The sequence below is a fragment of the Pseudescherichia sp. L3 genome (genome assembly GCF_024656065.1).
Lineage (GTDB): Bacteria > Pseudomonadota > Gammaproteobacteria > Enterobacterales > Enterobacteriaceae > Pseudescherichia.
In genome coordinates, this window is the sequence record NZ_JANKYC010000002.1 from 154373 (window position 1) to 166680 (window position 12308).

A 12308-nucleotide genomic window follows, 5' to 3' on the forward strand; every position below is an offset into this window, starting at 1 on the left:
ATGTTGTAAATACTCTCTACAAAAAATGCCAGTTACCGAAGAAGTAACTGGCATTTTTAGCTTAATTAAAAGCATGGCTTACGCTGTTTCAATATGAAAAGTTGAAAGGATAATCTCCAGACAACGTTTATTCGCCTCGAAGTGGTAGTCGCTATGATTGCGGTGTCTGCCGACCAGCTCTGCGTAGCACCAGATTTTGCCTACGCTAAAGATATAGCACTGGTACATAGCGCGCATTTTTTCCTCGGCGCTGACGAGCTCGCCCTGGCAGGTGGAGAGCGTTTCTCCCAGCGAGGGGCTAAACTCATTCTTAACCGTGCTCAGCGCTTCAGTGGTCAGCGTGACGGCAGGCTCATGCTCATGGAAACGCTTGGTGGCAACCATGAAAACATCCTGCGCATTAAACAGCGTCTCCTGCGAATAGAAGCACAGATTGATTACGCCGTAGTTGATATCGCCAAAGGTATGCTCAACCACCAGCCGCGTGTCCGTCAGCGCCTTCACCTGCCAGGAGTCAGGGATTTTAAAGCCGCTGCTGTTTTTATTACTCAGGCTCACGGTCTTCAACAGTTCCGCCAGGGCCAGATTACTGCGATGCATCAGATCCCAGTTCACCACCGTAAAGAACATATCATTTGCCAGCGCCGGATAGTCACGCGCTGCACAGGCCGCTTTAATCAGGAAGTAGTTGCCACCGCCCTCATCAGGGTTGTAGTCCTTCTGCACGGTAAAGCGTGAGATCACCTCATCCCCGGAAGAGTGGGTTTTAAGCGTCAGCACATCGGCAAACACACCGCTGCCGGCAGGATTGACAATCAAACGCTGGTTCAGCACTTTCTCGCCCATCAGCTCCAGCTTATTAAACAGCCAGTCCGCTGGGTTCATCTCCCACTCACAGCGCTCGTAAGCGGCCCACACTTCCATATAGGGCTGGGTATCATTGGTCACGTAGCGGCCAAGGTTAGTCAGACTGACCTCGGCAATGTGCTGCGGAGCCAGCTCTGCCGGCTTGACGCGCTTGGGCAGGATCACCCAGTACTGAAGCATTTGCTTATCAGTAGAGGTGTACAAGCACTTCCAGTAGTTCGCCTCAATGTCTTCGTTGCTGGCACTGGAGGCGATGGGAAACGGGTAGTTACTCTCGGTATTCATAAAACCTCTTCAACTTAGACCGCAGCGGTTAACCAGATGCCGTAGAACATAAGGAAAGCACCGAATGAAACTAAACATTTTGCCGCAATCAGTAAACCTGGTCCGAATTTATTCGAGATAGATGATATTTTCTGATAATTTTCAGCGTTGTGCACTTCATGGAATCCCATGATCCTTGCAAAAATGGTGCAAAGGAGAACAACCGCCAATTTCAATATCCATACACACAGGAAGGAGAGTGAGACAATAGCCGTATATTGCTTAGCTGTTGCTATTGAAAACAGAGAGAGCGACAGGGACAGCCATTTAAAAATATAGCCTATAATAAATGTCCCTAAAAGAATCAGCCCGAGCATTAAAGCCATACGCACCCACTCTTTTTTAGAAAAACGGTCCTTTCCATTCCAGATAAAAAAGAGCGCTAATCCTAAAAAGACAATAAAAAATAGCCAATTCATTACTTCATCCCTCGTTTACACATATTAATCCCCTATAATGACTGTAACACAGCCGGTCTTGATCACGCCATCTCCGCTATCAGGAGCCGCACTGGCAGGCTTGTCATCGTCATCGAAAATAAAATTCAGAATAGGTTTAATGGCTATTTTAACGTTGGCGTCGGCTTTAAGCCCGAGCGCGAGAGCAACTTCCCCTGCAACCTTAACATTGACAGAATAATCTGTTGCATCAACAAAGGCCGCTAACCCAGCCGATGCACCAGCACTCCCTACGCTACCTCCGAGCTTGCCATCAGCAACAATCACACCGAAGAGATCGGCTTTTGCCGTACCTTCACCTTTGATCCCGGCAGCCTCGGCACCCAATTCAACGTTAAACCCGTAACGTCCTTTGTTCCCTTTGTACATTTCGCTGACGGCCTTCGCTTCGGCGGTCCCTACGGTGAAGTCTCCGCCAACGCCGCCGTACAGGACACCCTCTTTACCGAGACCCCCTGAGGCACCGTACTGCATGCCTGTTGCGGTTGCGCTCGCGTTAAGGGCCGCATAATCTTGCCGATCGAGAACCAGACCACCGCTCGCATTTGCGGTAGCTAACTTAGTGCGAATCTCGCCTTTAGCGAGATCCTTGCTTTTCATGTTCCCGACGGTGATATCCGCAAGGGAAAAGCCAACGGAAGCGGTATCGAGCTTGCCCAGCTCCGTTTTATCCTCAAGGCTGGCGTAGGCGCCCAGCACGCGGGCATCGTAATGGTCGCCGTGCATCATGCCATCTTCACCGGCCTTTTTCGCCAGCGTGCCGCCCCAGTACTGCGGTGCGGCGGGTTTCGGCGCGGCGGGTGCAGGCGAGCCGCCGGTGTTGCACTTGGTCTGATCACCCAGGCGGGCAAGCGGCACACCGTTTACGAAGACCGTGCTGGATCCACCGACGATCGCGCCGCTGCCGTGCTTTGAACACGATAAGGTGTCGCCCTTACGTGCGGCAGGAAAACCACCGATGATCACATCGGGGCTGCCGGACTGTATTGGACCGGTATGCGCGCTGGTGTCGATTGTTGCTCTTGCAGCAGGCTGTCCCATAATCACTATCCCTCTGCTGAAATTAGCTGTTAATTTTAACGACAGCGCCTTTAATATCGGTCAGGTTGGTTCCGCTGATATTAAGCGTATTATTCACTTTCAGCTCGCCATCTTTACCGCCGCCCAGCTTGGTCATCTCCGTGCCTTTGAAGGAGGCTTCGGTAATACTCTCTGCCTTCAGCGTACCTTCCCCAACAATAATTTCGATGGTCGACGGCGTGATAAGAATATAGTTATCTTTCACCTTGAGCTTGATAGAGGTGTTGGCTTCCAGCAGGGCATTACCGTCTTTATCCATGGTTAACACGGTTTGGTTTTCGCCGACGTTAATTTTGTGCTGACTTCCGGTATTGCTGGTTGAGTTTACCCCGACGTTTACATCGCGGTTGCGCTTAACCTTGACGTGTTCATCCTGACCGATAGTTTTTGTCCGATCGACACCGACGCTGTGGGTTTCACTGTTTTCAATGTCGGTGTCCATGTTCCTTTCGGCATGCACCCAGATCTGCTCTGCACCGGCTTTATCTTCAAAGCGCAGGGCGTTGGCGTTGTCTTTGTGCCCGTCTTTACTCCGGCTGTAGAAGCCCATCTGCGTGGCGGCAGCGGGTAAGGCCCACGGCGGCATACTGCCTTCGTTGTAGACGCGCCCGGTGATGATCGGGCGATCCGGATCGCCATTGATAAAGTCGATCACCACTTCATCACCCACGCGCGGGATCTGCACGCTGCCGTAGCCCTGGCCCGCCCACGCGCTGGAGACGCGGATCCAGCTGGAGCTGGTGTCATCCCCTTTCGCCAGTCGGTCCCAGTGGAACTTCACCTTCACCCGGCCATATCTGTCGGTCCAGATGGATTCGCCTTCCGGGCCAACCACGCGTGCGGTCTGCGGGCCAAAGGTGCGCGGCCAGGGTGTGGCCTGCGCCGGACGGAACACCACCGACGACGGGATGACCGAGAAGTCGATGCGGTGAATGGTGAAGCCATCCGCGCCGCTGGCGTAGCGGTTCTCTTCAAACTGGTAGTGGACCGCCGTGGTGAGATACTCGCCGTTGTCGCTGAAGAAAGGTGCATTCAGCAGGGCAAACGTATAGCCCGGCGCGATGCCCATCGCCGTCGCGGTAGCATGGATCTCCTGGTGCTCCACCTGCCAGCGCTCCTGGCGAATGCGGGCATAAAACTCTCCGTGACCGTGTTCGACGAAACGCCCCGGCCAGTCGTAGACGTCAATCCCGCCCGGCTTCGGCGAGGTCGGATTCTGCTGGGCCTTGAATAGCCATGCGTTCGGCTTGCGGAAGTCGTAGTCGTCAAGGCTGTAGATGCCTGGCGTCACGCTGTCGGCCAGGGCCCACTGACCGATTCCCTCTTCATCCGTGCTGCCGCCCGACGGCGTCATGTGGTAGGGGATCATCTCGTAGCCGCTAAAGGGCTCATGCTGGGTCGCGGAATCAGTTAACACCAGCGTGTGGCGATCCGCTTCATGTTTGAAGTGGTAGGTGATACCTTCCAGCTCCATCAAGCGGCTGATGAAGTCGAAGCTGCTCTCCTGATACTGAACGCAGTACTCCCACACCCGGTAGCTTGAGACCAGGCGATCCTCGATATTGACCTGGCACTCGCCGAGCAGGGTTTTAACGATCTGCGGCACCGTCTGGCCCTGGAAGATGCGCAGGTTGCGGTCGCGCGTCATTGGCCACAGATCGGGTTCAACGATCAGCTCATATACCGCATAGCGCGATCCAGACAGCTCTACCGCGCTCACGCCTACCTTAGTGATTTTGCCGTTAATATAGCGCGGCGACAGCAGGCTCTGCGTCGGGATGGTAATAGTCACCGGCTGGCCCAGCAGCGTGCTGCGGTCAAGGCGGGCATCGGTTCCGAGCAGGGTCAGCGTTAGCGCGAACGTCTCTGAGAGCGCCTCACGGCCAGAGAGTTTCCAGAAAAGCAGTCCCTCAACGGGAAGCTGGACAGTGATACGGTTAAGCATAATCTTTATTCCATACGGTTTATGCGATGCAGATGATGTGATGGTAAATTAAAGGTGCTGGCAAGATTAACCTACCCAAATTAGTACCTGAGTTTTATTTCGATTCAGATTCGTCACGCTTGATGGGGTGTTTTTTAGCCACGTAGATGAGCGATCCTATTTTTAGGGCCTCAGAGAGGATCAGCAGAGAGATGTTCATCCAGCCTCCTGCAACGCCTAGCTTCCCGGCAAGTAAGGGAAAGAGCGCAACTGAACAGCGAAACGTCAGAAAACGCAGCACTTCCTGAACCAGGGCAAACTTGATAGCAGCCCCGCTTCTCTTGAAGAAAAGCCACGCTGAGATGAAAAAGGTGAATGGCGTAATGAGATATGCCAGATAAAACAGCCCCGCTAAGGGTCCCGCTGAGGCAAAAAAGAAGATCACCACCGCCAGGTTACCGGCCGCTGATGCCCACATATTTTCCAGCGACGCGATCGGCCCCATAATGTACCAGGCGATACCGATGACATCCATAACGCCCCAAAAGTAGAAGACCTTATCTCTTGTGGTCATAATTTATGTCTCATTTATTCAATGGGATCAGGCGGCCACTTCTCGTGACGCTCATCCACGTCACGCTTAACGGGGTATTTTTTTGCCACATACATCAATGAGCCTATCTTCAATATCTCAGCTGGAATCATGACCATAACCAGAGATAGTGATAAACCAAGGTAGCCATCAGGCGTATCGACTTTGGCTAATATCCATAGAAAAAAGGGTATTGAGCAGCGAACCGTGATAAAGAGAAACACTTCCTGAATCAAAGCAAAGCGGATGGCATAGTCACGTTTTTTAAAGAAAAACCAGGCTGAAAAGAAAAGTGACACTGGCGTAAATATAAAAATAAGAACATAAAGCGCCGTCCATACCTTACCCGCTGCGATAAAGTAGATCGCCATAAACACACCGCCACCCGCAGAACTGATGAGGTCACCCACAGATGAGAATGGCTTAATGATATAATAATAAATACAAATGACATCCATGATGCCCCAAAAATAGAAGACTTTTTCTTTTGTGGTCATAATCCGCTTCTCACTTTTTAACAGGGGCTGGTGTTCATCGCCACGTGCATCCCTGCACAATGAAAGTCAGTGTCAGTACAAGACACACCGATAATAGTGCTTTCATTAACAACTCCCTGTTATATTAATAACTCTGCACCCGTTAAAGAGTTAATTAACGGGTTTAGCGGGTGGCGCAGGCGGCCACTTCCCGCCATGCTGGATCAGCTTCTCTTTTATTTTGATCAACTCTTGATAGTGTTCGTCGCCCTCTTTCGCACCCTTTAAAAGGCGCTGCAGCTGATTGCCCATCGTCCAGCCGAGATTGCTACGGATTTCAGGATCGGCGCCACGATCCAGCAGTAGCAGGACATGGTCATGCTTGCCATAATCCAGGGCATAGATCAGCAGCGTATTTCCCAGCGAATCGGTAACGTTAATATTGGCTCCGCGATCCAGCATCGCTTTCAGCGTCTCGGTATTTTTAGCTTTGATCGTTTCCATTATGATGGGATCGTGATGCACTTTATCTTTCGCATCAGGCGACAAGCCTCCGTCCAGCAGCGCGTTAATCCAGTCTCCACTATCCCCTTGCAAAACAAATTCAGCCGGGCTGCTTCCACCGGCCGGGCGCGGCTGGAGCGGGTCTGCCCCCGCCTTCACCAGGTCGGTGATGATTTCTAACTGGGGTGCTGTTTTTTTATCGTTTATGGCATTGCTGAGCGCCCAGAACAGCAGCGTCATATCCTGCTGTCCGGGTTTATTGAGATCGGTTTCCGGTGCGAGTTTTTTTACCTCGCTAACTTCACCTTGCTCAATTGCCTTTGCCAGCTCGAGCTGCTGGCCGCTGAAGTAATCCTGCGGATTCAAATCCATTGTTTGCTTACACCCCTGAATCATAAACGTAAAGAGCAGCGCGAGGCTGAATGAAAAAATCGTCTTCACACTCGACTCCCGATAATCGCAATATCTTCATCTTTCTGCTGCTCGATGCAGTGAATAGCCTGATCGATACCGTGACGGCTGAGTGCTCCACCCGCTCCGCCAGGCAGATCGTGTGGAATACCGGCCGCGTTTGGGCTCAGAGCGGATATCTCTTCTTTAAGGAGAAGACCTCCCGGTCCAAAGTCCTTCATGATACCGGCGTCCTCCGACAGGTTGACTTCCTGAAGCTTAGTCAGGAGTTCGCCATTAACGCGGTAGGCCTGGATATTGTCTGGACTACCCAACAGGCTTCCACCATATCTTTCTACGGTGCCGCTGTTTAGCCCTGCGGCGTTAAACGTCCATCCAGGTTTACCGCTGGCAATCGACGTTGCCGATGCCAGGCCACCGCCAAGGGAATGCCCGGCGATATCTACGTTCTGACCTGACTTGGCGATTAAGTTACCTATGCCCACCGCTTTTTCATAATATGGCGCACTCATCCCTGCTCCCTGCGACAAATTATTCGACCAGTCAGCACCGTTTTTAATTACTCGACCACCTTCCTCATTGAAGAACCAGGCTTTCAGCTCTGCTCCCGACGCCAACCCCGGCTCCCGGGATCCCCTGAAAACCACGGTAGGGTTCATATCGCTGCCGAAAACGCTGGGGTCTGGCTGATAAACACGCGCCAGAAAATCAGGTGCGACCTCTTTGTCATAAAGCATACTGCTCTTAAGGCCCAGCTTACTCAGCACCGCGTCATCATTACTGATATCTGTCCAGCCCTCTGGCACCCCCGGCGTCGCTTTCAGCGGGTCGACGGTTTTATAGACGTTCTCTGCAAGCTTCGCTTTCTCTACAGCGATATTGTTTGCGGCCAGCCGCTTGGCAGCAATTTGTGCATCCGGAAAGGGACTGGTACTCCCCTTGCCGATCAGATCTTTTCGTGCCTGCCAGCGCTGGGCCTTGGTCATCTCCTGGAGCTGTGCGGCATAGGTCTGATTGTCTTTTCCTGGTGTGGCCTGCTGTCCCACCTGAGGCGCTTTGGATTTCACCACATGCATTGCAGGGATCACGGTAGCTGGCGGACGTTCATACGCCCGCACCATGGTTTCGTAGCGGTCGATGACGGTGCTTACCGGATACGACCAGCTCAACCCCTCCTTCCCCGATGGGCCGAGCGTAAGCTCGCCCTCACCGTTGATGTAGAACATCTCCGTCGCCGCTGACCAACCGCGAGCGCTATTATCAATCGCCACCAGCCTGCCGATCTCCAGATCCTGCACAATAAGCTTTCGCGTATTGCGCCCGGACTGGTTCGGGTTGGCTCCGGTAACCCACTGAAGCAGATCGTAGCGCGTAAACAGCGAGCGTAATGAATTTTCCGGCACCGACATGATCCACTGCCCGGCGACCGAGGGCCGCATAATTCTATCGAACATCGCGGGCGGCACTTTTTCACTAAAAAGATAGATAAATTTAATGTTGTACATAGGCTTTGTCCTGTCACCCCTCCCTGACTTTCGCCGCGTTTACGGGTTCACCAGCCACGTGCCGGGCTTAGCAATATTCAGCGTCTGCGTGCGCGTTTTACCGCTCCCCTGTAGTTCAAAAGTGAACTCCCCTGCCGGGAGGGTAAGAGAGGCGTAGCCGTTGGTCGCCGGACGTAGTGCTTTTGACTCGCCGTTAATCTGCAAGGTTTCACCCTCCAGCATGCGAATGTAGACCAGCACAATCGGCTCGGCTTCAACCGCTGCCGGTGGCGGGCTTTCCACCGCCGGTGGAGCCTGGGTCTGAACAGCAGCCGGAGCCTCATTCGCCGTGGTGGCCGGTGGTGCCTCGGCTGGCGCTGGCGGTGCGGTGACGGCGGTATCGACGCTGGCGGTTTCCGGCGTCTCATCGTCGCTGCCGCTGAACAGCAGCGCGCCCGCAACGATACCGACGATGATCCCCGCTGCGCCAATCGCTGGAACCTTGTAGCGCCGCCAGTCCAGGGCAGACGTCGGCTCCGGCGTCTCCTCTACCGGGACCAGCATGGTGCCCGGCTTTTTGGCGCTCAGCACGTCGTCAATGCCCGCAACGGGCATGTCGATAAGGACGGCGAATTCGTCAATCGACTGAGGACGATCGTCCATGCGCAGCATCAGCGCGCGATCCACCGCCTGGAGCAGAGAGAGCGAATAGCCCGCTGGCTGCAGCTCGGCCAGCGGTTTGTAGGTATCCTGAATCGAGCGCACTACGCTCACCGGCGGCGGTGAACCGGCGATCAGGGTATGGATCACCGCACCCAGGGCGTAGATATCGGTCCACGGCCCCTGCTCGCTCTCGTTGTCATCGGTGTACTGCTCAATAGGCGCAAAGCCCGGGCGCAGCATGGTCTCCGTCTCGTCGGAGAGGTTGCCGATGGTGCGACGCGCCGAGCCGAAGTCGAGCAGTACCGGCAGGCCGTTATCCTGGATCTGAATATTATCCAGGGAGATATCGCGATGCAGGTAGCCTTCATCGTGAATGGTCTTGATGGCACCAAACAGCATCGGCAGCATGCGGCGGATCCACGCCTCGTTGACCATCTCTGGCTTCTGCTCGCGCAGGCGGGAGAGCGTGGTCCCGCTGTAGAACAGCGTCCCCATGTAGGCAGTATCGTTCTGCACCCAAAAGCGCAGGACGTGCACCAGGTTAGGATGGTTAAAGCGCGCCAGCAGGCGCGCCTCCTGGATAAAGCTATTCAGCCCGGCAGAGAAGGCTTTACCGAAGCGCTCGCTGCGCAGTACCAGCGTCATGTCGTCGCCACGTACGGCTAGCGAGGCGGGCATAAACTCTTTGATGGCGATAGTGCGCTCAAGCTGGTGGTCCCAGGCACGATATACGATGCCGAATCCACCGCCGCCAATCACCTCTTTTATCTCAAACTCATTGAAACGGTACCCGACCGGCAGCGCGTTTGGGACAGTCCGATTGTTATCATTATCCATCATGTTTAACAGTTCTCTTGATGATTGCGTTACACGGCAAACTGACAGTGAAACTCGCCCTGCTCACAGGTGACGCGCAGACGTTGGTACTGCTCGTCACTGCGGCTGGCGGTCAATAAAATCTGGCTCATCTGCGGCAGCAGCGTATTGGTAAGAATGGCGTCAACCATACGTCCGCCGGACTCGACCTCGGTACAGCGCTGAACAATCTGCTCTACCACGCTGTCGTCAAATTCTGAATCAATGCCGTGGTTCTCCTCCAGACGGCGCTGAATACGCTTAAGCTGGAGGCGAACGATCTGGCCCAGCATATCATCGCTGAGCGGATAGTAAGGCACCACCAGCAGGCGGCCCAGCAGCGCAGGCGGGAAGACCTGCAGCAGCGGCTGACGTAGCGCACCGCCCAGCGCCTCTGGCTCCGGCATCAGCTCCGGATCGGCACACATAGCGCTAATCAGCTCCGTGCCAACGTTGGAGGTGAGGATGATAATGGTGTTGCGGAAATCGATCAGGCGTCCTTCACCATCCTCCATCCAGCCCTTATCAAAGACCTGGAAGAAGATCTCATGCACATCCGGATGCGCTTTTTCAATTTCGTCCAGCAGCACCACGCTGTAGGGGCGACGGCGAACCGCCTCGGTTAACACACCACCCTCGCCATAGCCCACGTAGCCCGGAGGCGCGCCCTTAAGGGTAGAGACGGTATGCGCCTCCTGGAACTCGCTCATGTTAATGGTGATGACGTTCTGCTCGCCGCCGTAGAGCGACTCTGCCAGCGCCAGCGCGGTTTCGGTTTTACCGACGCCGGAGGGGCCGCACAGCATAAAGACGCCGATGGGTTTGTTGGGATCGTCAAGCTTCGCCCGAGAGGTCTGCACCCGGCGAGCGATCAGCTCCAGGCCGTGGCGTTGACCAATCACCCGCTGGTTGAGCGTATCGGCCAGGCTCAGCACCGCGTCGATCTCGTTTTTCACCATCCGCCCCAGCGGGATGCCGGTCCAGTCGGAGACCACGGCGGCCACCACGTTCTCATCCACGGCAGCAAAAAGCAGCGGCGCATCGCCCTGCAACGTCTTCAGCGCCTGCTGTTGGTCAGCCAGCTGGCTACGTAGCTCGGTCGTCTCCTCCTCCTCGGCGGCAAACAGCGCCGCGCGCAGGCGGATAATCTCTCTGACCAGGCCACGCTCCTCTTCCCAGCGCTGGTTTAACGCCTCGCGCTGGGTCTCTTGCTGGTCGCGCTCCGCCTGGAGGGTGGCAACCCGGTCGGTTTCACCCACGCCGACCCGCGCTTCGCGTCCGGCAATTTCGATCTCTACGTCGAGGGCAGCAATACGGCGCAGGCAGGCTTCAAGCTGCGCCGGCGGTGCGCTCTGGCTGACCGCGACGCGGGCGCAGGCGGTATCAAGCAGGGCGACCGCTTTATCAGGCAGCTGGCGCGCGGGAATATAGCGATGGGAAAGCTTCACCGCCGCGCTGACCGCTTCATCCAGCAGCAGCACCTGATGATGCTTCTCCAGCGGCGAGACGGTGCTGCGCAGCATCAGCACGGCTTTTGCCTCGTCCGGCTCATGCACCTGTACCGTCTGGAAACGGCGGGTCAGGGCCGGATCTTTCTCAATGTATTTTTTGTATTCCGCCCAGGTGGTTGCGCCGATGGTACGCAGCTGACCACGCGCCAGGGCCGGTTTCAGCAGGTTGGCAGCATCGCCGGTGCCCTGCTGGCCGCCAGCGCCAATCAGGGTATGAATTTCATCAATGAACAGAATGATTGGCGTGACGCTGGACTGGACTTCATTGATCAGCGCCTGGAGCCGGGCTTCGAACTCCCCTTTCATGCCCGCGCCCGCCTGCAACATGCCGATATCCAGCAGCCACAGCTGAATATTTTGCAGCGGTTCCGGCACGTCGCCCTCGGCGATACGCAGCGCTAATCCTTCCACGACCGCCGTTTTACCCACCCCGGCTTCCCCGGTCAGCAACGGGTTATTCTGCCGACGACGCATCAGGATATCCACCATCTGGCGGATCTCTTCATCGCGCCCCACCACCGGATCGATTTTTCCCTCTCTGGCGCGGGCCGTCAGATCCTGACCGTACTGCGCCAGCGTGCCCTGCGCAGCGGGCACCGCGCCGGTGGATGCCTCTGCGGCTGCGGCGGCCTGCTGCGTCTCTTTGCTCTGGGCGCAGATGGCGTCGAACTGCTCCAGCAGTACCTCGACGTTGATACGGCCAAACTGGGCGGAGATGCTTTTCAGCACGTTCGCCAGGTTCCAGGTTTTAAGCAGGCCGATGAGCAGGTGCCCGCCGCGAATACGGCTTACGCCAAACGTCAGCGAACCGTATACCCAGGCGCGCTCAACGGCGCTATCGATATGCTCTGAGAGATCGGAGACCGAGCTGGCCCCACGCGGCAGCGCATCCAGCGCGGCGACAATATCGCGGGTGAGCTGTGGCTCATCAAGAGAGAAGTGGCGGATAACCTGCTGGAGATCGCCATCCTGCTGCTGCATAAGCTGATGCAGCCAGTGCACCAGTTCAACATACGGGTTTCCGCGCAGCTTGCAGAAGGCGGTGGCGCTTTCCAGCGAGGTAAATAACAGCGTATCGAGTTTGCCGAAAAGCACGGCACGGCTGATTTCTGACATGTTCGGTTCCATTGATAACATTGATGTGTGACGTCAGAGACGA

The 12308-nt window shown here is 55.4% G+C and carries 10 protein-coding genes; all 10 read right to left on the reverse strand.

Annotated elements, in window-relative coordinates; genetic code table 11:
• Nucleotides 1-78: 78 nt before the first annotated feature.
• Entirely contained in the window at nt 79-1152 is a 1074-nt protein-coding gene (locus tag NR795_RS12300; protein ID WP_257758381.1) for a hypothetical protein, read from the reverse strand.
• Between the two features lie 14 nt (nt 1153-1166).
• The gene (locus NR795_RS12305) at nt 1167-1610 is read right to left on the reverse strand and encodes a hypothetical protein (protein ID WP_257758382.1); all 444 of its coding nucleotides are present in this window, start codon (nt 1608-1610) and stop codon (nt 1167-1169) included.
• A gap of 24 nt (nt 1611-1634) precedes the next feature.
• Complete coding sequence (locus NR795_RS12310) at nt 1635-2690, reverse strand: PAAR domain-containing protein (RefSeq protein ID WP_257758383.1); 1056 nt, start codon at nt 2688-2690, stop codon at nt 1635-1637.
• Between the two features lie 22 nt (nt 2691-2712).
• Nucleotides 2713-4674 (reverse strand): type VI secretion system Vgr family protein, encoded by a 1962-nt coding sequence (locus tag NR795_RS12315; RefSeq protein WP_257758384.1) that lies wholly within the window; start codon nt 4672-4674, stop codon nt 2713-2715.
• Nucleotides 4675-4768: 94 nt separating this feature from the next.
• Nucleotides 4769-5188 carry a hypothetical protein gene (locus NR795_RS12320; RefSeq protein WP_257758385.1) on the reverse strand — a complete coding sequence of 140 codons (420 nt, stop codon included), beginning with the start codon at nt 5186-5188 and terminating at the stop codon, nt 4769-4771.
• Nucleotides 5189-5241: 53 nt separating this feature from the next.
• Nucleotides 5242-5742 (reverse strand): hypothetical protein, encoded by a 501-nt coding sequence (locus NR795_RS12325; RefSeq protein WP_257758386.1) that lies wholly within the window; start codon nt 5740-5742, stop codon nt 5242-5244.
• Between the two features lie 150 nt (nt 5743-5892).
• A complete protein-coding gene (locus NR795_RS12330) occupies nt 5893-6621 on the reverse strand; it encodes an ankyrin repeat domain-containing protein (protein ID WP_374544361.1) in 729 nt (242 codons plus the stop codon).
• Between the two features lie 41 nt (nt 6622-6662).
• A complete protein-coding gene (locus tag NR795_RS12335; RefSeq protein WP_144817787.1) occupies nt 6663-8141 on the reverse strand; it encodes a phospholipase in 1479 nt (492 codons plus the stop codon).
• 39 nt (nt 8142-8180) lie between these two features.
• Nucleotides 8181-9623, reverse strand: a complete 1443-nt coding sequence (locus NR795_RS12340) for a serine/threonine-protein kinase (RefSeq protein ID WP_257758388.1) — start codon at nt 9621-9623, stop codon at nt 8181-8183.
• 26 nt (nt 9624-9649) lie between these two features.
• Nucleotides 9650-12265: a type VI secretion system ATPase TssH gene (gene tssH / locus NR795_RS12345; protein ID WP_257758389.1), complete on the reverse strand. Its 2616-nt coding sequence runs from the start codon at nt 12263-12265 to the stop codon at nt 9650-9652.
• Nucleotides 12266-12308: the final 43 nt, after the last annotated feature.